Below are 20311 nucleotides of genomic sequence, written 5' to 3'. Positions count from 1 at the left end.
GGTCTGGAAATTTTATCGTTATGAACAAGGAATTCTGGGACACCCACCTTTCTGAGCAAGGCATAACGCCTCTGACTTCCACGCTACCGCCCGTGGATTACAGCTTCCAATATGCTCCCCTGACCCACGCTGGCAGCAACCCATCGCAGCTCAACAGGTTCTGGATGGCTATGGTAAGCCAAACGAAACTGCCTGGGCGAGCCTTAAAGTGACTTAACTATCAGAAATTAATCGTTTTTTGAACTGGATCGGCAAATGGAACCGGAAGGCGGCTTTATAGCCATATCCCGTTTTGGCAAGCAGGGAAGGGAAGGGGAGTGGATTGGGGCGACCTGCAGGTCGCCCCTTGTGATTGCCATATCCGGCTCGCGAAGGGTTAGCCGTTATAGCCGTAGCAGCGCTTGAGCTCCTCGAAGTCGTAGTAGTGGCTGCCACTTTGGTAGGGCTGGCAGCCGGTTTTAAAGGCGATCTCCTTTTCGTTGTAGAGCATCTTGACCAGCACCTGCCGCTGCCCGTTCTGGTAGATATCCCACTGAATATTGGCGGTATAGGGGGAGACCCAGCCGCCGCGCCACTCGTTGTTCTGCTGGCTGAACAGCTGATCCGGGCTGGCCCCCTGACGGCTCCCTTCCAGCTTCATCAGGGCGGCGAGGGGGATAATGGCTTCGGCGTGGGCAAAACGCAGGGTGGCCCGTCGGCTCTGCTCGCCTTCCACCACCTGACGCTGCACCTCGCTAAACAGGCCGTCGAGCAGCGGCTGGGCAATGGCGTAGGGGGCGCTCTGGTTGGCAAAGCTCGGCCCCTTCTCGTAGAAATCTTCCGCATCGGAGAGGTAGGAGAACCAGGCAGACTCCTCCGGAGTGAGGAACTGCTCCAGCGCCCAGGGCTCGCTGCCCTGTGCCTGCGCTTCGCGGATCATGCCGGGGCCGATGATAAAGAGGTTGTAGAGCATCAGGGCGGCATCCACTTCGTCGCGCACATAGGTCATGCCGCCATCTTCCGGATTGACGGCGACAAACTCGACGCCGCCCGCCAGATAGTCGACAAAGCCCTTGCTGTAGATACGCTCCAGCATGCTGCGGGCCATCTCTTTGGTCTTGCTCAGGTTTTTAAGCTGATCCAGCGCCCTGGCCAGCTCGGGGGCCGGGGCGATTCCGGCATCTTCGTCGCCGATAAAGCGCTGGTAGCTCTCATAGGCGGGCAGGTAGCGGGCGTAATCCCCCTCGGGCGTGGTCTTGTGGAAGTAGAGCTCGAACTTGTTGACCAGCTTTTTGTCGATCTTCGAGGGGTCATCCTGCGTGAGGTAGCACTGCGCCGAGTCGCTGACATAGCTCACGTTGTGTTTGAGGCTCTTCATAAAGTAGAAGGCGCTTTCGTTGGCCCTGTCCTTGCCCGAGGTGACCACCTTGATGCAGTGGGGCTCGCTGCTGTTGAGCAGGGTCGGCAGCCGTGCCGCCAGCCGGGTGGCGAGATTGGCGTGCTCCTCCTTGCCCAGCGCCGAGAGCAGGCCATAGCCCAGTTTCTGGTTAGCGGCCGTCACCAGATCGACCTTGCCTCCCAGCCCCTGCCCGAGAGTGGTGAGCGCCCCCTGACGCTGCGCCTCTTCCCAGACCAGCTTGGTCAGCACGTCATATTTCGGGCTGGAGAGGGAGCGCGAGCCGTGGCGCGCCACCATCTCGGTAAAGACCGGGCTGAACCCCTGAGGCGCTGGCTCGTAGCTCTCCGCCTGCTGCTGCGGGCTGTAGACCGCTTTGGTGCTGTATTGATAGGCCGTTTTGCCCTGGCTGTCGGCAGACGATTCGTTCTCTGACTGGCAGCCGCCAAGCAAGACCAGCGAGACGGCCACAGCCACATAAGAAGAGCGCGGGAAAGTCATGATGTTCCTTATCTATCCATATGAAAAATAAGTGAAAAACTCTATGACTTGAAAATGACCGCGGGATGTCAGCCAGATGACAGGCTGATGACTTCTGATAAAGCAGTAAGCAAGGGGAGGGGCAGAGGATGGCTACAGGGAGGGCAATAGAGGCTCAACCAACCACTGCGCCGGTCAGGGCTGAGTGGTCAGTGAGCGCGTTTGGGATGGGGGCTTATTGTCTTACCTCCTGCCCCGTCATCTTGATCCAAAGGGGGGCAATTAAAGGTTGCCAATTAAGGGTTGCTCAATACCACGCCAATAAGGCATCGAACATGCGGGTATGGGTCACTTGCAGGTTTGCCGCCTTGGTAGAAATGGCTGCGCTATAGAGCTGGACGCCGGTTTCGTTATGGCTCTGCACCAGATAGTTTTTATGGCGACAGGTTCCATAGAGAGAGAGGCTTTTTCTCGCGCAGTGGCCGAGAAACAGCACCCCACCAAGGCCGATCATCAGGCCACATATATCCAGCTGATTGATATCCATCAGATTGACGGCGTACAGGGCAAATTGTGCCTCGGCTTGCTGCGCGAATTCATACAGTGACACGGCAAACATGGCGCCACAGAGCAGCAGTTTGAGGCGGGCGAGGCTGGTGAGTTTGGTCTGCATTATTTCCGGCGAGATAAAATAGAGATTCTCCAGATGTCGCCTCTGCTCTTTGATAAGGATCCCGCGCACATTGACATCAACCTCGACCTGGGTTGATTCGCGATAGACCAGCCCCTGTTTTTCCCACTCGTCCGCCAGCATGGCAACCAGCACCGGATAGACGACAATGGCCAGGCCGCAATAGATCGGCAGCGCATGATATCCGCTGGATATCAGCCCAACTGACAATATTGCGAATATATAGGGCGACAAGGCTTTGAGTGCAATTGATGATTTCATCGTTATACATCCATAAATAACGCGTTTTATAAGTGCCGATAGCGCACAGGCACTAGTGGCCGCGCCAATAAGCTGCGGCCAAACAGGGCGTTGGTCAGCTGTAATCCATTCCGGCAAATAGCCTGAAATAGTTCCTTTGCTCGGTAACAGGGAGAAGAGCGCCATAGTAAGCCAAACGAGGCCACTCTGACAGTGACCCGGATGACATAAATCTGTGTGCCGCCGTCGAAATGAAATCATATTTTGTCGCTACTCCGGTTCCTCTATGCAAAAAGCCCCGAGAGCTGGCGCTTTCGGGGAAGAGGAAAAACATCGACAAGGAATTACAAAGGCATTGGGGTCACACCTGAACCGGATCAGGCATCGACATAGAGCACCTGGCCGCTAATAAAGCCATCGACGGAGCGCTCAAACGCCTTGCCGACCAAAGCGCCCGGCACCGGCTGGAAGCCCGGCATCATCTCGCCATATACGTCCCACGCCTCTTCCAGTACGGTCGGGTTGACCACATTGATGCGAATGCCACGGGGCAGCTCGTGGGCCACGCACTGGACAAAGGTATCGATGGCGCCGCTGGTGGTGGCATCGGCAATGGCCAGGGGGATCGGCTTGATATTGAGGATGCCGGAGATCAGGGTGAAGGAGCCCCCCTGATTGATGTAGTTGAGGCCGATATTGACCAGATTGATCTGCCCCATCAGCTTGCTCTGGATGGTGGTTTGCCACTGCTCGTCGCTCATCTCGCCAAAGGGGGCGTATTCGCAATAGCCGGCGGTATTGACCACCGCATCGAAGGAACCCACGTTTTGGTAGAGCCGCTCGATGGATTCTCTGCTGGTGATATCCACCTGAAAATCACACCCCTCGCCGGAGCGGCTGGCGGTAATGACCTTGTGCTTGCCCAGACCACTGAGGGCGGCTTGCCCCATTTTCCCCTGAGCACCAATCAGAATGACTGTTTTCATCGTTAACCTCGCTTTGCTGGAAGAGCTGCAAGGTTAGAGAACCACTGATACAATGTAAATCATGGGTAATTTGTATGTGATACAACTGAAATTGGTGAGGTAAGGGTGGAGAGGATCGATATCAGGCAGATGCGGGTGCTGGTGCTGCTGGTGAGATACAAGAGTGTGTCGCGGGTGGCTGAGTTGCTGGAGATCTCCCAACAGGGGGTGAGCAGCCATCTGAAAAAGCTGCGCGATATCTTTCCCGCCGAGCTCTTTATCCGCCAGAGCGCCGGATTGCAGCCGACCGACTACGCCTGCGAGCTGGCCGCCAGGTTTGAGCAGATCCTGGCCGATATCGACGGTGTCTTTGTGGCTGCGCCCTTCGACCCCGCCAGCAGCCAGCGCACTTTCAGGGTGATGGCCAACGAATATGCCCAGCTCGCCATTATCCCAAGGTTGGCGAGCGCCCTGCGCACTCAGGCGCCCTCGATCCGGCTCGATGTGGTGGACTTTCAGGCCGAAGCGCATCTGGAGGCGCTGGCCAGCGGCGAGGTCGATCTGGTGATTGGTTTTGATGCCTATCTCGACCCGGGGTTGCTGCGCGCCACCCTGCGCCGGGATCACTACTGCTGCGTGCTGCGCCGCGACTCCCGATATCTTCCGGACAAGGCCCCGCAGGATCTGGCGGCCATCCCCTTTGTGCAGTTCGCCAACAGCGTCGGCAATTTCGAAGGGCAGATGAGCCCGCAGCAGGTTGCCAGCGCGGCGGTGGCGATGCTCCCCTGTTATACCTCGCTGCAAGCCTTTATGTCGGTCAATGACGTGGCGGCCTGCATTCCGTCGGCCATCGCCGCCCTCGGGGATTTTCGTGTGCTGGAGCTGGCCGGGGCGCCCCAGCCGTTCGAGGTGGTGGTCGGCAGACACCGCAAAAGCCAGGGCAATCTCGCCATCGAGTGGCTGGCCGAGGTGATCAAGTCGGTTTGCGATCTTGCCATGCCTGGATAACATCGCCGTTTGCACAGGGCTGCGTACGCCAGCCAGTGCGCTAACGGCAGGCTGGATCTGCGGGACAAATCCTGCGATGGTGCGGGCAGTTATCCGCTTGTCCCGTTATCGAGTGAAAAGGAGTTGAGATGCGCATTGCCATGATTGGTCTGGGGGATATCGCCCAAAAAGCCTATCTGCCGCTGCTGGCGAGCGATGAGCGGGTTACCCCGCTGCTCTGCACCCGCAATCCGGCGGTGCTGGAAAAGCTGGCCCGCCAGTATCGGATCGCCGAGTGTTTTACCGATGTGGCGGCCATGCTGGCCAGCCGCCCTGACGCCGTGATGATCCACGCCGCCACCGCCGTTCACCGCGAGCTGGCCGAGCAGTGCCTGCGCGCAGGGATCCCCACCTTTGTCGACAAGCCCCTGTGCGACAATCTGGCCGAGGCAGAAGCGCTGGCCAACCTCGCCATCGCGCAGGATTGCGCCCTCTTTACCGGCTTTAACCGCCGCTATCTGCCCGCCATGGCCGAGGCGCGGGCCCAGCCGCTCACCGAGCTTAACTGGCAGAAACACCGCTTCGCCCTGCCGGGCAAGGCGCGGGATTTTATGTTCGACGACTTTATCCATGTGCTCGACAGCCTCTGCTTCTATGGCGGCGTGCCGGACGGCGACTTTCATGCGGTATTGCGACCGGATATGAAGGACAACAGCCTGTTGGCCGGGGTAAGCGTCAGCTGGCAGAGCGGCGATCGCGCCATCAGCGGCAGCATGAACCGCAGCGCGGGGATCACCGAGGAGCGCATCGATGCCTACGGCGACAATCTCTCCCTGCACCTTGAGAACTGTACCCGCGGCAGCATCGCCCGCGACAAACAGGCGCAGATGCTTAGCCCCAACGACTGGCAGCCGATGCTGGCCCAGCGCGGCTTTGCCGCCATGCTGGCGCACTGGTATCAGCAGATTGAATCGGGCAAGGCCGATAGCGAGCTGATCGCCTCCTACCTGCACGGCCACCGGTTGGCGGAGCAGCTGGTGGCGCTGGCTGACAAGCGGAGTTAAGGCTGGCTGCAAGCCTGAGAGATATGAAGACGAGGTGCATGAAGATAGCGCACCAAAAACAAAGGGGGCCGCAGTTGCGGCCCCCTTTGTTATGGGATGAGATGCATGGGATCAGATGCACTTCACCGGCTTGGGCAGGCCGCCAATCTTGGTCGCCTGTTTGGCGGGCCCTTCCGGGAACAGCTTGTAGAGGTAGCGGCTGTTGCCCTTCTCGGGGCCGTACTGTTTTTCCATCGCCTTGACCAGCGCGCGGATGGCGGGGGAGGTGTTGAACTCCAGATAGAAGGCGCGCACAAAGCGCACCACTTCCCAGTGCGGCTCCTCAAGCGTGATCCCCTCCTGCGCGGCCAGCACCAGCGCCAGCTCCTCGCTCCAGTCGTTGCTGTTGAGCAGGTAGCCCTTGGCATCGGTCTCGATGAGTTGGCCGTTGAATTCCAGCTGATGTTTTTCGGACGCAGACATGAGGGCTCCTCGCTAATGGGGCTATCAGGATTGGGCGGGCATGGTAGCGCCTTGATCCCCGGTGAGCAACCGGCTCTCGTTGGCCAGATGCAGCAGCTGATCCGCCAGCTCGCTGATCAGGTTGAGCTGCTGGGTCAGCATCAGCTGCTCCTCGCTGCTGTCCGGGCTGCTGTCCGTGCAAAGAATGGGGCACTGACCACCGATGGAGCTGGAGGGGTTGCCCGCCAGATGACCGGCGGCCTGCTCCAGGGTGTGGCAGATGTGGTGGCGCACCTCATCCAGCCCGCTGATGGCCTCCAGCTTGTCGCGATGGGCCCCCAGCGCCGAGATGTAGGAGAGCAGGGCGTGGTTGCGCCAGGTGAGGGTAAAGCAGAGATCGAGGAAGCGGCGGCGCTTTTGCGGTTCCACCAGCATGCTCTGCCAGGCGGTGGCCAGCTCGCTGTCCGCCAGATGGGCGCTCTTGCGCGCCACCCGATAGTCGATGGACTCGTCCCGCTGCTGCTTGAGGCTCGCCAGCACTGCCGAGAGGTAGCGGGCGTTGGCCGAGAGCGAGTTGGCGATAAGCGTCGGCAGCCGCTTGTACTGCCAGTCCGGCCAGAGCCAGGCCACCAGTCCGTAGGAGATCAGGCAGCCGAGCAGGGTATCGAGCAGCCGCGGCCCCAGAATGGCAAAGCCGATGCCATCGAGCAGGTTGAACGCCATCAGCACGTAGAGGGTGATAAAGCAGACCGCGGCGCTGTAGTTGTTGCGCACCTGGGTGAAAAACAGGAAGGCGGCCAGCCCCATCACTACCAGCTGAACGTGCAGCTCGGGGAAGAGCCAGAGCACCGGAATGCCCACCAGAATACCCGCGAAGGTGCCGAGCATCCGCTGCACCAGTCGGCGGCGGGTGGCGCTGTAGCTGGGCTGGCAGACAAACAGCACGGTCAGCAAAATCCAGTAGCCCTTTTCCAGATCAAAGGCTTGCAGTATGCCGTAGCCAATCACCAGCCCCAAGGATAGGCGCAGCGCGTGGCGAAACACCATGGAGTGCAAGGTGAGGTGCTGCTTGAGCTGGGTCAGCAGCGGCAGGCGGGGCGGGCGCGCCAATGCGGGCAGCTCCTGCTCCGGTTGCTCGGGGTTTTGCAGCACTTCGGCGCTGCCGAGCAGCTGGTTGATGCTGGCCAGATTGCGGCGCAGGAACTTCATCGGCGTCAGCAGGGTTTTCGGGTAGTGCTGCTTGAGATTGGTGAACTCCAGCTGATCGCCAAGGGCCTCCAGCGTCCAGTGGATGCGCTTGTTATGGGCATAGGGCTTGTGGACCAGAATGGCGTAACCGAGCCGCTGGCACGCCTCGGAGAGTTGCAGGAATACCTCCTGAAATCCTTCCAGCACTATGCCCTGCTTGAGCTCCGCTTCCAGCCGGCTGTAGGGATAGTGGCTGGAGGTGGCGCGCTCGTGTATTTCCAGCGCCAGCAGGTAGAGGCGCAGCAGGCTGGCAAGCTCGGGGCTGGCCGGATGACGGCGGCTCAGGCGGGCGTTGAGGGCCGACTTGGTGAGGGTCAGCGCGCTCACCAGATTGATGTTGAGCTGGGCCAGATTGTGGCGAATGGCCTGGGCGCCGTGCTCGTCCGCCGGGAAGAAGCGGGACTTTTCCAGCAGGTAGCGACCAAGGGCGAAGTAGCTCTGGGCCAGCTGCTCGTGCAGGGTCTTGTAGGGCAGCAGCCAGAGCCAGATAAACGAGACCAGCCCGTACCAGAGGGCGCCAGCGCCGAGGGCCAGCGGCTGGTAGAAGAGATCCGGTGCCTTGGCGGCCCCCAGCATGGTGTAGATGGCGATCAGCAGCGAGCCGAAGCTGATGGTGGCATAGCGGGCACCGAGCGCCCCCACCATCACGAAGATAAAGGTGGAGCTGGCCAGCCCGATGGCAAACAGCCAGGGGGTGGGGTAGAGATACTGCACACACAGGGACGCGAACATGAAGCAAATCAGCGTCATGGCGAGGTTTTTGAGCCGTCCCCACAGGCTGTCGTCGGTTTCGGCGATGGCGCCCGCCACAACCCCGAGGGAGAGCAGCACGGTGAGCTGGATATTGCCGGTGGCCAGGGTGAAGGCGAGCAGACCGAGAATGGCCAGCAGCACCTTGAGAGCGAAGTAGATGTGACTATCGGTCAGCAGTCGGCGCAGCAGGCCAGAGAGATCCATCGGCATGAGACAGGTGCAACCCTTGATCGAAACGAGAGCGAGATAGTAACCCGCCAAGCGCGAAGTGGCCCTGATCCAAATCAGGGCCACTTCGCTTCATATCCTTGATTTACAACTTATCCTGACAAAAATCGGCGCCAATAAAAACCCCGCCGAAGCGGGGTTTTTGATTAGTTGCGGTTGCCGCCAAGCAGGCTCAGCAAGCTCAGGAAGATGTTGTAGATGGAGACATACAGGGTGACGGTGGCGGAGATGTAGTTGGTCTCGCCGCCGCGCACGATCTGCTGGGTAGTCAGCAGGATGGCACCGGAGGAGAAGAGCATGAACATGGCGGACAGGGCCAGGCTCAGGGCGCTCATCTGCAGGAAGATGTTGGCAATCATGGCCACCAGCAGTACCCAGAAACCGACGAACAGCATGCCGCCGATGAAAGAGAGGTCACGCTTGGTGGTAAGGGCGTAGGCCGACAGACCAAAGAAGGTGAGCGCGGTGCCACCGAGGGCCGTCATCACGATCTCGCCACCACCATTGTTCATGTACATGTTGATGATGGGGCCCAGGCTATAGCCCAGCAGACCGGTCAGGGCGAAGGTGAAGACCAGACCCATGCCGTTGTTGCGATTCTTCTCGGTCAGGAACATCAGACCGTAGACGCCGATCAGGAACACGGCCCAGTGCAGCGGCGGCATGTTCATCACGGTAGCGACCCCCGCCACCACGGCAGAGAAGCCCAGAGTGAGGGAGAGCAGCATATAGGTGTTACGCAGCACCTTGTTGGTATCGCGTACGGCACTTTGGGTGCCAGTGTAGATAGAACGGGTATCCATCTTGGGTGTCCTCTTGATGTCCGGGTGAGACGGCGAGCAGCCGCCTCGTGATCGCTGTTTGTTACTGCATGTTTACGCATTGTATGTAGAACAAATAGGGATGACGAGGAACAATTTCAAGCCACCTGCCATTTTGCTCCCGCACACTATCCCACAGGAAATATGTATTGCATATGAACAAGGGCTTAGCGTAGTATGCACGCCGTTCGGAGGGGTGGCAGAGCGGCTGAATGCACCGGTCTTGAAAACCGGCGATGGGCGACCATCCGTGGGTTCAAATCCCACCTCCTCCGCCATATATATAGCCCAACTGATTGATTCAGTTGGGCTTTTTTGTATATGCGATTTTCGGTATGCCAGTGAGTATGCCATTCAGAGTTGGCTGCCCTTCTCCTCTATCGCATTTCTTTGGACCATCTTTGGTCAGTCGATAATGTATTATGGCGGGCTGTATACTCCTTATCGTCTATGCGACCATGCTACCTTACCAACCCGGGAGGATCAGTGATTGGAGTTAGATCCGTCTTGTCGGGATTTAATATGGCACACCACTACTGTGTCGTGTCTAGGAAGGTTTGAAGCAGAATAAGAACAGAGATCACTCATGCTTACCCTGTCAAAATTATCCAATCTCAGGAGCCAGCTATCTCCCAGCGAGCTCAAAATTGCCGACTATATCCTCTCCTACCCAGAGCAGGTAACGGGTTTTTCTTCCCAAGAGCTGGCCATGCAAGCCGAGGTTAGCCAGTCGAGTATCGTTAAGTTCACCCAGAAGATCGGGTTCAAGGGCTTCACCGCCTTCAAGCTGGCGGTCAGCGAGGATCTGGGGCGCAAGCATGCCATCAAGACCGACACTGTCGGTGATCTCTACAATGGCATCGGGCGAGACGATGATCTGGAGACCATGGCCAAGAAGCTGGCGCAAGAGAAGATAAATTCTATTATCGAGACCACTCAGGCTCTCGACAGTGATCTGCTGAAGCAGGTACTCGACACCATAGATGGCGCCGGGCGAGTACAGCTGGTGGGGATTGGCGGTTCGGCACTGACCGCCAAGGATCTCTGGTACAAGTTGCTCAAGATCGGCGTAACTACCCTGTTTGCCCAGGATAGCCATGTGCAGATCTCCATCGCCCAGACCCTGGGGCCGGGTGATGTGCAGCTGGTCATCTCCTATTCTGGCGCCAGCCGTGATGTGCTGGCGGCGGCCGAGCTGGCCAAGCGCAATGGTGCCACCCTGATTGCCGTGACTTCGTTCCGGCAAACCCAGTTGCGCCAGATGGCCGACATGGTGCTGGATACGGTGGCGGAGGAGAACGAACTGCGTATCTCTTCCATCTCCTCCCGTACCGCCCAGAACACCATTACCGACATCCTGTTCCTCGGCCTGGTGCAGCGCAGAGACGAGCGAGCCTGGGCCCTGATTGACGGTACCCGGGATGCCATCGACCGACTCAACAAGGAGTGATGCCTGCTCTCCCGCAGCATCATCCGTACAACAAAAAACCACCTGAACAGGTGGTTTTTTGTTGTCTGCTAGAGGTCAAGGGCCAGCGGATAAAGGCTTTACGCCGCTTGGCATCGGCCGCCAGATAGAGTTCCCGCAGGGTGGCATCCGCCTGCTCCAGCGTAAGTGCCGAAGCTGTATGAGCGGTAGTTGCGGCTTGTGTTGCGAAAATGGGGGCCGGACTCACTGTTGGCGTATGGCTTGCCAGCAGGGCCTGGTAATCGGTGCCCAGACTATCCTGGTTGCGTGGCAGGGCTTGTAGTGCCAGCGGTTGTGAGGTGCCCTTGTCGTCACTCAGCAGCAGGGCCGGGCTGGCGGCAAACTGGCGGATAGCCGAGGAGCTGGTCAGCACCGGGGTGGTCAGTTGCAGCGTCCCTTGTGATGGTGCTGTAAGGGTGAGCAGCAGAGGAGCCGAGGTCACGCGTCCCTGGCTCTCGTTGGTGGAGCGAGGGTCACTTGGGCTGTCAAAGCGGACCAGCAGTCGGGACTCTCCCGCCGGGAGCTCAATGATCCGGGTGAAGGCCGAGGGTTTGCCCTGTGGCGAGGCGAGTAGGGTGAGGGTATCGGCCAGCTCCAGTCGGGCGGCCGTGGCCGGTACGCTGAGCAGCAGGGCAAACAGGGGGGATAATAGTAGGGGAGAGAGCAGGGAGGATCGTGCCATCATAAGACTCCATGAAGGAGCCGGCCCGCAGGCCGGCAACCAGATCAGAATTCGTAGCGCAGGCCGAGGTGGTAGAAGCTCTCGCTGTTGCTGCTGCCACCAAAACTGGTGATGGTGCTACCAGCCAGACCATCTTCACCATTGCGGATCACATAGGCGCTGTAGAGGGAAGATCGCGGGGTGAGCTTGTATTGCAGTTCCAGCGTAGTATCGCGCAGTGCCATCTGGTCGCCCCCCTCGTTGACGAGGTGACGATAGCCTGCGCGGGCCGCCCACTTCTGGTTGATGTCATACACCGCGGTCAGTTCCCACACCTTGTCTTCACTGTCGGCACGGCCATCGCGATAGGTCACCTGATCCTTGCTATAGAGGGCGCCCAACATCAGAGGGCCGAGATAGTAGCGGGTACCGATCCCGGCGAAGCGATACTCATCGGCATTGGGATCGACCTTGCTGCCACTGCTCTGGGCGGCTTTGGTCTGCTGATACGCCACGACTGGAGCCAGTTTGCCTGCATTGCCCAGATCGAAGGTGTAGCGCAGGGCGCCGTTGTAGCCGTAATCAAGATCCGAGGTACCGTTACCAAGGATGTAGGCGAGCGAGAGATCCAGATTGCCGAGGGTGTTCTGGTACTGCAGGGTGCCATCCTGACGGAACACCTGCACGGCGGTGGAGTCCACCTTGCTGGCCTGACGAGCCATGGAGACATCAGAGGCGGCAAACACATCGCCAATATCGGTGAACATGATGAGGCCGGAAGAGACGCGCCCGCCGGTCACCTTGCCCCACTGGCCACCGTCGATCCCGGCCCAGACGTAACGGGCAGTGAGGTCGCTGCTGTTCTTCTGCACGTTGTTGGCGTATTCGGCTGCATTGACCTGATATTGCGCCATGCCGATCACTGCGACATCGTCATTGACGGTCTGGCGGGCGGTAAAGCCGATACGGCCATCGAAGTCACCCTGATCATTGCCGCTCTTCTTGTCGGAAATATTGAAGCCAAGACGGCCGTAGAGGTCGACGTTGGAGCCATCGTCAGCCTGATAGATGACGGCCGCATGAGCGGAACCTGTGCCGAGTAGCGCGGGAAGAATCAGAGCAAGCATGGATTTTTTCATTTTTTATCGTTCCTGTACGGGCTCTGTGCCAGAGCCGGGATGAGTTTGGCCATGACCCCGATTGCTCGGGGCCAGACCTTGGCTAGAAATCCGGAGGAGGGATTAACTCAGATCGACGTTCTTGCAGCCGAACATCAGGGTGAAGAGGTAGCCGCCGAGGTAGGCGACGGCGAGGCCGACGGCATAGACCATCATGCCGGGGAAGATCCCCTGGGCGGAGGTCATCAGCGGCAGGGCGACGATGCCGGAGGGGCCAAAGACGGTGTTAAGACCAACCGGCAGACCCATCCAGGAGATGAGGCCCACCACGAAGCCGCCCAGCGAACCACCGCAGCAGGCGGTGATGAAGGGTTTGACTCGTGGCAGGGTGACGCCGTAGATGAGCGGCTCACCGACCCCCAGAATGCCCGGGATGATGGTGCCCTTCACCTGAGTGCGCAGCAGTGAATCCTTGCCTGCCCGGCTGTAGAGCGCCAGTGCTGCACCTACCTGTCCAGCACCGGCCAGCGCCAGGATGGGGAACAGGGAGTTGAAGCCCTGGGCATCCATCAGCGCAAAGTAGACGGGAACGAACCCCTGATGGATACCGAACATCACCGAGATGAGGAACAGGCCGGCCAGAATAGCGGTACCAAACGGGTTGCCATTGAGGTTGATGAAGAGCCAGGACATTCCGTTATAGAGCTGCACGCCGAGGGGCATGATCAGGATAAAGGTGACGGCCCCCATGATCAGCAGGGTGATGCAGGAAGTGAGGATCATATCCAGACTGTCCGGCATGAAACGGCGAACCTGGCGCTCAACCGAGGCGCCTATGATGCATGCGATCAGCACGCCGATGATGTTGCCGCGGGGATCGATCTGATGGCCGAAGAAGTCGGTGATACCGGAGTAGATGCCGCTGCTGGCCTGGGGGTCATAACCCATGACAAACAGAGAGGCGATGATGGCGCCGTTGACTCCGGACCCGCCAAAGGCCTTCTGGGCGTTGTAGCCAATCAGTATGCTGAGGAAGCTGAACAATCCCTTGCTGAAGAGCTTCATGTAGCCGACAAATTCGGCCAGCATGCCCCCTGTCTGCTGTCCTTCCAGCAGCAGGGTTTGCTCGATCAGTGTGGCGCAGCCGAGCAGCAGACCCGCAGCGATAAAACCGGGGATCAGCGGTGTGAAAATGGTGGCAAACTTGGCCAGGAAGCGGTGTGTCGCACTGCTCTGTTTCTGCTTCAGCGCCTGTTTGTTGGCGGCGGCGATGTCGCCAAGATCCGATGATTGCGGGCGGGGGGTGGTGAGGATGCCCGCGTCCGCACTCAGCATGCCGTTCATCATTTCGCAGGCGGTCTGGGCTTTGCCCGGACCAAGCACTATCTGGAACTGGTTGTCGCTTTCAATCACCCCCATCACCCCGGCGATCCGTTTGATAGTATCGCGGTCGGCATGCAGGCTGTCCGCCAGGCTCAGCCGCAAGCGGGTCATGCAGTGGCCACAGTTGGTGATGTTATCCCGGCCGCCGATGGCCTGGATGATCTGGCCAATCATGGTGTCAGTTATTTTTGCCATAAAGAACCCAGTCAGTCTGATGTGAGGGGGCGGATGCCCCGCTTATGTTGTTATCGAGTTGTTATTGCTGGCTCGGCCAATGTGCGGTAGGCCGATCAATCTGTACATTTGCTGATAAAACCTCCACTGCTCTGCAGTCGCTCGCGTGCTTCGATGGCGGAGATATTGGCCAGGATCATCACAATGGCGGTCTTGCAATGGTTATCTGTGGCGGCAAGAGCCTGCTCGGCCGTGTCACGATCACATTCGGTTGCTTCCATGACGATGCGCTTCTGGCGCTCCACCAGCTTGGCGTTGGTCGCCTCCACATCCACCATCAGATTGCCGTAGACCTTGCCGGTGCGGATCATGGCACCGGTCGAGAGCATATTGAGGATCAGTTTTTGGGCTGTGCCTGCTTTCATGCGGGAGGAGCCGGTCACTATCTCGGGTCCGACCACGGCGACCATGCTGATGTCGGCCGCTTTCGCGAGCGGGCTGCCCGGATTGCAGCTGATACTGCACACGGTCGCACCCTGGCTCTTGGCGTACTGCATTGCACCCAGCACATAGGGGGTTCGCCCGCTGGCTGCGATACCCACCAGCACGTCGTTGGCACTGAAGTGGATGTTTTTAAGATCGTTGGCACCGAGCTCTGCATCGTCTTCGGCATTCTCTACTGCCTGCAAGATGGCCTTGTGGCCCCCGGCAATCAGACCGATGACCAGTTCTGCAGAGACACCGTAGGTGGGTGGACATTCGCTGGCGTCCAGAATGCCGAGACGTCCGGAGGTGCCTGCCCCGATGTAAATCAGGCGGCCGCCTTTGCCAAACGCAGCAGCGATCGCATCTACCGCCTTGGCGATCTCGGGAAGCTGTTGGCTTACAGCGACTGCAACGTGTTGATCTTCTTGATTGATGATCCGCAGCATATCCAGTGTCGGTAGCTGATCGATCTCGATGCTGGCTGGATTGCGGGTTTCAGTAATCATGCTTGATAGGTCAATGGTCATCGTTTCCTCTACTTCAGGTCGTCGCCATTCCCGGCGTAAATCATCCTTCTCGATGCGGGCCATCATGCTCGATTTTTGATTTTTATTATGAGATCAGTATCGCATAATTAATTATTCCATTAAATTTCCTTTTTAGAGCTTTAAAATTCCCTTCTGTTTCAGCATTTAAGAGTCACGTGGACCCAAAGGGAATGTGACAGCTAGTCGGAGTGCAGGGTGGTCGGTCAGGCTTGCCAACTATTCCCGATAGCGCAGGGAGAGATTGATGCAGTCGGGGTGGCTCACGGTGATGGTCACCTGATGCCCTGGTTACCAGCGGCCAAACAGGCGTACTTTGGCTTCCCTGATGGTGGTGATGCCGGGAGCGGGTAACGTCTGGCGGTTGCGCAGATGCAGTTTGTTTAGCTCGGGAGCATAGCGATGCTCCTCGAGCCCAGTGATAAGACGGGTCATGTTCGGTGACTCCAATGATGCCAAGGGCCAGCCTGTTAGGGCTGGCCCTTTATGCTGTGTGTGGATGAGCGGGGCTGGCTTGCTGTGGTTGTTGACCGCTACCAGGTCGCGGTGGCTAGCCATTGTAAAACAGGATGTAGTTCACTCCGGCCTGTTCAGCGGCAGTGAGCAAGGGTTGCAGCGATGGCGGGATCGCATCGAGATCTATGGCCAGGTTCAGGGTGTACTCGTAGGCGGAGTCATCCTTCACGCCGACATGTTCATGGGAGGCCATTCGCTTGACCCATTGCCATTCAGGTACCAGGTCTGCGTCATCGTAATCGCCGATGAAGGAACTCATGGCGACATCCAGCATCTGCATCACCGAATGGCCTGCCAGTGGGTTAGGTGTTGCATCGGTACTAACAGTAGGGGGTTGGTCATTGCATCGTTCCTTGTTGTCTGGGTCGTGTTGTGCGTTACATCTGATTGATAACCGGCTTGCAATTGAGACGGTCCAGCAGGTGTAGCGAGCCGTATTGGGCTACCAGTCGGTCTATGGCCATCTGGGCGCAGGCCGCTCTGCTGGGCTTATTCTCAGGAATTGCGTAACGCGCAGTGAGCCAGCCGCCGAGCAGTGCAATCCGGTAGCCACTCGGGATGTGGGTGAGCGAGGTGCCGATGCCCCTCCCGTGAATGAGGAAGGACACGGCTTGGCCGCCGATGTCGATATCCATGCGTTGGCCCTTGAGCTCGAAGGTGGTGAGCTCGCCGGTTTGCGGATGTTTGCCGGGTACCTTGATAGTGATGTTTTTCGCCATGTCACACCTCCGGTTTGGCTTCAACATGGTGGGTCACAACGCCAGCCTCTGGGTCGATGCTGATAAACGCCGGGGCTTGCGGGTGGTACTGGTAGAGCCGCGCCAATTCAGCGCGAAACGCCTCAACGTTCGGTGCAATTACATGGCTGGTATCCCCCTCGGCGTAGGTAAAGGTCTCGAGCGTCCGTGTGTTAATCCAGATGCCAAAGTACCAGGCATCCTCCTCGGTGTCGTACTGCTGCCAACCTTCAGCCAGCAGCGTCCGGTCGTAGTAGTAACGGTCAGCCTGATGGCTGCCACGGTCGATGCGGCAACCGGTCACAGTGAGCTCAAGCGGGATTCGCCCTACCTTCAGAGCCTTCTTGACCCGGCGCAATGTGTGCCGTGCCTTAGCCTTCTCTTTGCGCGGGTCGTAGGGGTTCAGCTTGCTGCCCACGTAGTTGAGGATCCCCTCGGCATTGGCGGCTGTATTGTGCGTCAGCGTGTGCAGCAGGGCGGTGATTTCACGGCGGGCCAGTGTGCCCACGTGATAGAACTTGTTCATGATATTTCTCCTTGAAACAAACACCCCGCTAACTAGCGGGGTGGTAGATGTCGAGGTAGAGGTAGCCGTAGCTGCGCCTCGGACTGGCTTCACACACCCAGCCCTTGTGTTCAAGGCGAAACACCTCGTCCATGTCGGTGCATATCTGGTATGCCTTGGCCATCTTGGTTAACTCACGCAGGAAGTGCGGCAGCACCGTGTCGCACTCGGCCCGCCACGCCTCGTCTGGCTCGCCGTACATACCGGCACGGTCGCCCAGGAAATCAATATAACCACGTTGCAAAATGGCTCGAGCACCCAGCTTGGGCAGGTTCGGGGTGCCCAGTCCCCATGTCATGTGCTCGAAGATGCTCATGTGTGGCTGCTCCAGTTTGGGTTGTCGTTGGTGCCGTGGTTGACGTAGGCACCCACAATGGTGCGTCGCCACTCCCCAATGGGATAGCCGAGGTCGTTGCACTCACGCTCCCACCACGCAAAGTTAATCTCGCGGGGCTGGTTGTTCACCATGTCCAGTGGACTTACGAACAGCGAGGTCTTGTGCATCGTGGGCACGGGCTTGATCTTGTCGGGGCCAGTGCGCTTGCCGGTCTCGTCATAGTCGTGTGTCCACTTCGGGAAGGTGAGCTGATAGGTAATGAGCCTATGCAAATCGCCATGTGCGCTCATTGCCTGAGCGACTGCGACCTGAGTGAAGCTATCGTTGAATTCGATCATGGGTGTTTCTCTCTTTCTGCAGGTGAACGGTAAGCCGCTGCCAGCAGCGCAAACTGTTCGACCAGGTAACTGATGCTGATGCCCAGTTCATCGCTGACCCCATCCCCGAGACGGTGATGCAGGTGTGCCATGTCATCGGCGATACGCTGGGCTATCTGGGCGGTTGAGCTCGGTGACGAGCTTGTCACAGTCAGAGTGATGGAAAGGTTCATCACATTTCTCCCCAGGGGGCTTGCTCCCACAGTGACAGCCGGGTCAGCACGTCTTGTGCGAGAGCCTGTTGCAACTGCTGTAGTACCTGCACAAGCCGGGGAGCCTGCTCAGGGCTCCCGCTCCATTCGCTCGATTGGTACAGGGCGCAGCAGGTGAATTTGTAGAGGGCTACCAGTTCGGCATCGGTAAGTGGTGCCTGGTGGTAACGGTGGGCCGGTTTAAACGGGCTCAGCTTGATCGAGCCACGCTGGTGTGGTTCCTTGTGCTCTTGCTGACGCCCCAGCTGATAGCGATGCCAGACTGCCCGCCGGTTGGCGAGCATCATCAACCTAACCAGCCGGTCTACCCGCCACGTCCAGGTACTGGTGACATCCATAGGTGAGTTCCACCAGAGGGATAGCAGCAGCTCAAGGGTGTAGTGCGGTGGCATCGGAGCATTGCAAAAGCGGTGTAACTGAACGGCAAAGGCTAGGTAATCCTTGCGATCGATCATGAAGGCAGACATGGGGTGACTCCTTGAAATGAACAAGGCCACCTTCGGTGAGGTGGCCTTATGGGTTGTGTCGGAATATCCGGATCATGATGTTGGCAGTGATGATCCGGGTTTGGGATGCTGGCGTTATTCGTGCGCCTGCTCGGCTTCTGGGTGAGCTAGAGCGAACAGGATGGCGTAGAGCCCACAATCAATGCTGTTGACGGCATCGTGGTGTGGGTAATAGGGCGGCACGTCTCTGGATCGCTCAAAGTAGTCGCCAAAGCAACTGAGGCACTCGCGGATCTCGATGGTGGATCCTTGCAGCAAGGTCTCTTCAAACAGCTTGGCATAGGCCTTGTCATCATGGGCCTTGGTGACGGCCTTCTCCAGCAACGTCAGCGCATCTTCGTTGCTGACGGCTGTCAGGCTATGGCGCAGCTTCTCGAGGGTTTCCTCCAGGGAATAAGGATTAGGTAATCGCATGGCGTTTGCTCCTTCTTGGCGCGACTAATGGCGTAGCTGGTGGAGCAGTGCATCAATGGCCTCGATGCAATCGCTCTGGGTGAGTTGATAGCCGTTAGGCAGGTGAGCCACGATAGCGGGCTCTGCCTGCATTTCGACGTTGTCTGCAAGCCAGCAGCGCAGCTCGAGGAGGATATCGAGGGCGGTGAGGTGTGACTTACCTGGGGGCTGGTTCATAGCAGACCTCTTTCGGCCAGCGAGACGACGCCCTCAGCACCGACCACCAGATGGTCGAGCAACCGGATATCGACCAGGGCCAAGGCCTCTTTGAGGGCTTGGGTAAAGACCCGGTCAGATTGGCTGGGCTCCGGGTCACCGCTGGGGTGATTGTGCACCACGATGATGGCCCCGGAATTGAGTAACAAGGCCCTTTTGACCACCTCCCGTGGGTAGATGCTGGCGCTGTCGAGGGTGCCGCGAAACAGCTCCTCAAAAGCCAGCACGCGATGCTGGGAGTCAAGGAACAGTGCGCCAAACACTTCATGCTCCCGCTCTTGCAGCAGGGTTTGCAGCCGCTCGGCAGCCTCGGTGGTGCTGGTAATGGCGGTGCCTTTAGCCAAGCGCTTGCGGGCAATTTGGTTGGCAATACGCAGCAGGTCTTGTTCGGTCACAGGTTCGGTGACGACATAAGTGCCGGGGCATTCCCCGGCTTTCAGCTTGTGGTAACGCATAGTGGAATTCTCCAAATAAACAAAACCCCGGCACGCAGGAAGCATGTCGGGGTCAAAGGTAGAGAGGTTGTTGGCTCTCTTTCAGGGTAGTTCAGCTGCCCGTTGTGATGGAGCCTGCCGTGGCGACGGGTTCACGCTTCACCGACATCAGGTTTTCCGGTACCAACACGTTCAGCGGGATAGCAAGCGCAACGCTCAGCCGTTCAGCCGTTCAGCCAGTTCATAGGCTGGGCCGATGGTGTCGTAGTCCGCTACCCAGGTAGCAAGCGCCAGTCCACTGGTTTCTATCGCTCGCAGGTAAACGCTGTAGCTGTGTACGGTCAAGCCACTGTCATGAACCACCTGCGTCTCTCCCTCTCGATTGATGGCCTCCAGCTCAACGGCTATCGGTTGTTTGGGCATCTGGTGCCTCCTCTTGGGGTAAGGGGTCACTCTCCACACGATAGCCGTGATGGATGCAGGTGCGCTGCAGGTCGCTCAGAAAGCTCCCCAGTACACGGGGCTGGTCAGAGAGTGGGACGGGGCCAGCCTGACAGCGCCAGAAACAGCGACGCTTGGGGTCCACGCGGATTTCATCCACGGGTTGGCTCATGGTGTGCCAGTCCTCGGCATTGGTGAGGGAGAGCAGTTGCCACTGCACCTCAGACCGGCGTAGATGCAGCGTGACGGTGCGGGCATGTGGGCTACCCGGAGTCAGGTGCAGCAACCAGCGCTCGCCTTGGCGAGTCGGCTGCAGTTTGGCCTTGGCCGCAACCATCCCCAGCCACTGACGTGAGGTGTGGGAGAGTGGCAGTTCGTTAGTCATCACA

26 protein-coding genes and 1 tRNA gene are annotated in these 20311 nt (G+C 58.6%); 4 read left to right on the top strand and 23 right to left on the bottom strand.

The features are described from left to right. Positions 1 to 376: 376 nt before the first annotated feature. The 3 genes from I6L49_RS10100 to I6L49_RS10090 all read right to left on the bottom strand — a co-directional run bounded on the left by I6L49_RS10100 (position 377) and on the right by I6L49_RS10090 (position 3772). A complete protein-coding gene (locus I6L49_RS10100; protein WP_216951549.1) occupies positions 377 to 1876 on the bottom strand; it encodes a histidine-type phosphatase in 1500 nt (499 codons plus the stop codon). A 286-nt stretch (positions 1877 to 2162) separates the two neighbouring features. After that, positions 2163 to 2972, bottom strand: coding sequence for a hypothetical protein (locus I6L49_RS10095; RefSeq protein ID WP_254127585.1), 810 nt, complete (start codon positions 2970 to 2972; stop codon positions 2163 to 2165). A gap of 191 nt (positions 2973 to 3163) precedes the next feature. Further along, positions 3164 to 3772 carry a short chain dehydrogenase gene (locus I6L49_RS10090; protein WP_033113045.1) on the bottom strand — a complete coding sequence of 203 codons (609 nt, stop codon included), beginning with the start codon at positions 3770 to 3772 and terminating at the stop codon, positions 3164 to 3166. Between the two features lie 105 nt (positions 3773 to 3877). Here I6L49_RS10090 and I6L49_RS10085 point away from each other — a divergent pair, with 105 nt between their 5' ends. Then, the gene (locus I6L49_RS10085) at positions 3878 to 4759 is read left to right on the top strand and encodes a LysR family transcriptional regulator (protein WP_216951547.1); all 882 of its coding nucleotides are present in this window, start codon (positions 3878 to 3880) and stop codon (positions 4757 to 4759) included. A 128-nt stretch (positions 4760 to 4887) separates the two neighbouring features. After that, the gene (locus I6L49_RS10080; RefSeq protein WP_216951544.1) at positions 4888 to 5802 is read left to right on the top strand and encodes a Gfo/Idh/MocA family protein; all 915 of its coding nucleotides are present in this window, start codon (positions 4888 to 4890) and stop codon (positions 5800 to 5802) included. A 111-nt stretch (positions 5803 to 5913) separates the two neighbouring features. On the opposite strand, the gene I6L49_RS10075 is transcribed toward I6L49_RS10080, so the two are convergent. From I6L49_RS10075 to I6L49_RS10065, 3 genes are all read right to left on the bottom strand, one after another. Next, complete coding sequence (locus I6L49_RS10075; RefSeq protein ID WP_019446869.1) at positions 5914 to 6264, bottom strand: TusE/DsrC/DsvC family sulfur relay protein; 351 nt, start codon at positions 6262 to 6264, stop codon at positions 5914 to 5916. Between the two features lie 24 nt (positions 6265 to 6288). After that, entirely contained in the window at positions 6289 to 8454 is a 2166-nt protein-coding gene (yccS, locus tag I6L49_RS10070; protein ID WP_139478746.1) for a YccS family putative transporter, read from the bottom strand. A gap of 164 nt (positions 8455 to 8618) precedes the next feature. Continuing rightward, on the bottom strand, positions 8619 to 9275 hold the full coding sequence (locus tag I6L49_RS10065) for a Bax inhibitor-1/YccA family protein (RefSeq protein WP_005338308.1): 657 nt from the start codon (positions 9273 to 9275) through the stop codon (positions 8619 to 8621). Positions 9276 to 9483: 208 nt separating this feature from the next. Here I6L49_RS10065 and I6L49_RS10060 point away from each other — a divergent pair. Further along, positions 9484 to 9571, top strand: a tRNA-Ser gene (locus I6L49_RS10060). Between the two features lie 308 nt (positions 9572 to 9879). Then, entirely contained in the window at positions 9880 to 10743 is an 864-nt protein-coding gene (locus I6L49_RS10055; protein ID WP_216951542.1) for an SIS domain-containing protein, read from the top strand. Positions 10744 to 10762: 19 nt separating this feature from the next. Here the strand turns inward: I6L49_RS10055 and I6L49_RS10050 are convergent, their stop codons facing one another. The 17 genes from I6L49_RS10050 to I6L49_RS09970 all read right to left on the bottom strand — a co-directional run bounded on the left by I6L49_RS10050 (position 10763) and on the right by I6L49_RS09970 (position 20307). After that, positions 10763 to 11446, bottom strand: a complete 684-nt coding sequence (locus I6L49_RS10050) for a DUF2057 family protein (RefSeq protein WP_254127583.1) — start codon at positions 11444 to 11446, stop codon at positions 10763 to 10765. 41 nt (positions 11447 to 11487) lie between these two features. Next, complete coding sequence (locus I6L49_RS10045) at positions 11488 to 12561, bottom strand: porin (RefSeq protein WP_216951539.1); 1074 nt, start codon at positions 12559 to 12561, stop codon at positions 11488 to 11490. A 102-nt stretch (positions 12562 to 12663) separates the two neighbouring features. Next, positions 12664 to 14118, bottom strand: coding sequence for a PTS N-acetylmuramic acid transporter subunit IIBC (gene murP / locus I6L49_RS10040; RefSeq protein ID WP_216951537.1), 1455 nt, complete (start codon positions 14116 to 14118; stop codon positions 12664 to 12666). A gap of 95 nt (positions 14119 to 14213) precedes the next feature. After that, positions 14214 to 15110 carry an N-acetylmuramic acid 6-phosphate etherase gene (gene murQ / locus I6L49_RS10035; protein WP_216951535.1) on the bottom strand — a complete coding sequence of 299 codons (897 nt, stop codon included), beginning with the start codon at positions 15108 to 15110 and terminating at the stop codon, positions 14214 to 14216. A gap of 309 nt (positions 15111 to 15419) precedes the next feature. Next, positions 15420 to 15563: a hypothetical protein gene (locus I6L49_RS10030; protein WP_254127579.1), complete on the bottom strand. Its 144-nt coding sequence runs from the start codon at positions 15561 to 15563 to the stop codon at positions 15420 to 15422. A gap of 115 nt (positions 15564 to 15678) precedes the next feature. Beyond that, positions 15679 to 15924, bottom strand: a complete 246-nt coding sequence (locus I6L49_RS10025) for a hypothetical protein (RefSeq protein ID WP_216951533.1) — start codon at positions 15922 to 15924, stop codon at positions 15679 to 15681. A 97-nt stretch (positions 15925 to 16021) separates the two neighbouring features. Next, positions 16022 to 16363, bottom strand: a complete 342-nt coding sequence (locus I6L49_RS10020) for a hypothetical protein (protein WP_216951531.1) — start codon at positions 16361 to 16363, stop codon at positions 16022 to 16024. Between the two features lies 1 nt (position 16364). Then, the gene (locus tag I6L49_RS10015) at positions 16365 to 16907 is read right to left on the bottom strand and encodes a hypothetical protein (RefSeq protein WP_216951529.1); all 543 of its coding nucleotides are present in this window, start codon (positions 16905 to 16907) and stop codon (positions 16365 to 16367) included. A gap of 28 nt (positions 16908 to 16935) precedes the next feature. Further along, a complete protein-coding gene (locus I6L49_RS10010) occupies positions 16936 to 17244 on the bottom strand; it encodes a type IV toxin-antitoxin system YeeU family antitoxin (protein ID WP_254127577.1) in 309 nt (102 codons plus the stop codon). A gap of 14 nt (positions 17245 to 17258) precedes the next feature. Next, positions 17259 to 17621 carry a hypothetical protein gene (locus tag I6L49_RS10005; protein WP_216951527.1) on the bottom strand — a complete coding sequence of 121 codons (363 nt, stop codon included), beginning with the start codon at positions 17619 to 17621 and terminating at the stop codon, positions 17259 to 17261. Beyond that, positions 17618 to 17833 (bottom strand): hypothetical protein, encoded by a 216-nt coding sequence (locus I6L49_RS10000; RefSeq protein WP_216951525.1) that lies wholly within the window; start codon positions 17831 to 17833, stop codon positions 17618 to 17620. Before I6L49_RS10000 ends, I6L49_RS10005 begins: the two co-directional genes overlap by 4 nt. Next, a complete protein-coding gene (locus I6L49_RS09995) occupies positions 17833 to 18339 on the bottom strand; it encodes a hypothetical protein (protein ID WP_216951523.1) in 507 nt (168 codons plus the stop codon). Before I6L49_RS09995 ends, I6L49_RS10000 begins: the two co-directional genes overlap by 1 nt. A 114-nt stretch (positions 18340 to 18453) precedes the next feature. Continuing rightward, positions 18454 to 18792: a hypothetical protein gene (locus tag I6L49_RS09990; protein ID WP_216951521.1), complete on the bottom strand. Its 339-nt coding sequence runs from the start codon at positions 18790 to 18792 to the stop codon at positions 18454 to 18456. 24 nt (positions 18793 to 18816) lie between these two features. After that, a complete protein-coding gene (locus I6L49_RS09985; RefSeq protein WP_216951519.1) occupies positions 18817 to 19008 on the bottom strand; it encodes a hypothetical protein in 192 nt (63 codons plus the stop codon). Then, a complete protein-coding gene (gene radC, locus I6L49_RS09980; RefSeq protein WP_216951518.1) occupies positions 19005 to 19502 on the bottom strand; it encodes a DNA repair protein RadC in 498 nt (165 codons plus the stop codon). The genes I6L49_RS09985 and radC overlap by 4 nt, the downstream gene beginning before the upstream one ends. 195 nt (positions 19503 to 19697) lie before the next feature. After that, entirely contained in the window at positions 19698 to 19904 is a 207-nt protein-coding gene (locus I6L49_RS09975) for a hypothetical protein (RefSeq protein WP_254127575.1), read from the bottom strand. Beyond that, positions 19879 to 20307 carry a hypothetical protein gene (locus I6L49_RS09970; RefSeq protein WP_216951517.1) on the bottom strand — a complete coding sequence of 143 codons (429 nt, stop codon included), beginning with the start codon at positions 20305 to 20307 and terminating at the stop codon, positions 19879 to 19881. Before I6L49_RS09970 ends, I6L49_RS09975 begins: the two co-directional genes overlap by 26 nt. Positions 20308 to 20311: the final 4 nt, after the last annotated feature.

This window comes from Aeromonas sp. FDAARGOS 1419, assembly GCF_019047045.1.
Taxonomy (GTDB): domain Bacteria; phylum Pseudomonadota; class Gammaproteobacteria; order Enterobacterales; family Aeromonadaceae; genus Aeromonas; species Aeromonas veronii.
The sequence above is the reverse complement of the archived record's forward strand: the minus strand, read 5'-3'. Positions and strand labels throughout refer to the sequence as shown.

Coding starts and splice junctions, on each gene's coding strand:
- I6L49_RS09990 (WP_216951521.1), bottom strand. CDS start 18,792: ATGCGATTACCTAATCCTTATTCCCTGGAGGAAACCCTCGAGAAGCTG.
- I6L49_RS10050 (WP_254127583.1), bottom strand. CDS start 11,446: ATGATGGCACGATCCTCCCTGCTCTCTCCCCTACTATTATCCCCCCTG.
- I6L49_RS10090 (WP_033113045.1), bottom strand. CDS start 3,772: ATGAAAACAGTCATTCTGATTGGTGCTCAGGGGAAAATGGGGCAAGCC.
- I6L49_RS10020 (WP_216951531.1), bottom strand. CDS start 16,363: ATGGCGAAAAACATCACTATCAAGGTACCCGGCAAACATCCGCAAACC.
- I6L49_RS10010 (WP_254127577.1), bottom strand. CDS start 17,244: ATGACATGGGGACTGGGCACCCCGAACCTGCCCAAGCTGGGTGCTCGA.
- murP (WP_216951537.1), bottom strand. CDS start 14,118: ATGGCAAAAATAACTGACACCATGATTGGCCAGATCATCCAGGCCATC.
- I6L49_RS10065 (WP_005338308.1), bottom strand. CDS start 9,275: ATGGATACCCGTTCTATCTACACTGGCACCCAAAGTGCCGTACGCGAT.
- yccS (WP_139478746.1), bottom strand. CDS start 8,454: ATGCCGATGGATCTCTCTGGCCTGCTGCGCCGACTGCTGACCGATAGT.
- I6L49_RS10100 (WP_216951549.1), bottom strand. CDS start 1,876: ATGACTTTCCCGCGCTCTTCTTATGTGGCTGTGGCCGTCTCGCTGGTC.
- I6L49_RS10015 (WP_216951529.1), bottom strand. CDS start 16,907: ATGAACAAGTTCTATCACGTGGGCACACTGGCCCGCCGTGAAATCACC.
- I6L49_RS10000 (WP_216951525.1), bottom strand. CDS start 17,833: ATGAACCTTTCCATCACTCTGACTGTGACAAGCTCGTCACCGAGCTCA.
- I6L49_RS10080 (WP_216951544.1), top strand. CDS start 4,888: ATGCGCATTGCCATGATTGGTCTGGGGGATATCGCCCAAAAAGCCTAT.
- I6L49_RS10045 (WP_216951539.1), bottom strand. CDS start 12,561: ATGAAAAAATCCATGCTTGCTCTGATTCTTCCCGCGCTACTCGGCACA.
- I6L49_RS10025 (WP_216951533.1), bottom strand. CDS start 15,924: ATGCAGATGCTGGATGTCGCCATGAGTTCCTTCATCGGCGATTACGAT.
- I6L49_RS10005 (WP_216951527.1), bottom strand. CDS start 17,621: ATGATCGAATTCAACGATAGCTTCACTCAGGTCGCAGTCGCTCAGGCA.
- murQ (WP_216951535.1), bottom strand. CDS start 15,110: ATGACCATTGACCTATCAAGCATGATTACTGAAACCCGCAATCCAGCC.
- I6L49_RS10030 (WP_254127579.1), bottom strand. CDS start 15,563: ATGACCCGTCTTATCACTGGGCTCGAGGAGCATCGCTATGCTCCCGAG.
- I6L49_RS09975 (WP_254127575.1), bottom strand. CDS start 19,904: ATGCCCAAACAACCGATAGCCGTTGAGCTGGAGGCCATCAATCGAGAG.
- I6L49_RS09995 (WP_216951523.1), bottom strand. CDS start 18,339: ATGTCTGCCTTCATGATCGATCGCAAGGATTACCTAGCCTTTGCCGTT.
- I6L49_RS09970 (WP_216951517.1), bottom strand. CDS start 20,307: ATGACTAACGAACTGCCACTCTCCCACACCTCACGTCAGTGGCTGGGG.
- I6L49_RS10075 (WP_019446869.1), bottom strand. CDS start 6,264: ATGTCTGCGTCCGAAAAACATCAGCTGGAATTCAACGGCCAACTCATC.
- I6L49_RS10055 (WP_216951542.1), top strand. CDS start 9,880: ATGCTTACCCTGTCAAAATTATCCAATCTCAGGAGCCAGCTATCTCCC.
- radC (WP_216951518.1), bottom strand. CDS start 19,502: ATGCGTTACCACAAGCTGAAAGCCGGGGAATGCCCCGGCACTTATGTC.
- I6L49_RS10095 (WP_254127585.1), bottom strand. CDS start 2,972: ATGGCGCTCTTCTCCCTGTTACCGAGCAAAGGAACTATTTCAGGCTAT.
- I6L49_RS09985 (WP_216951519.1), bottom strand. CDS start 19,008: ATGAACCAGCCCCCAGGTAAGTCACACCTCACCGCCCTCGATATCCTC.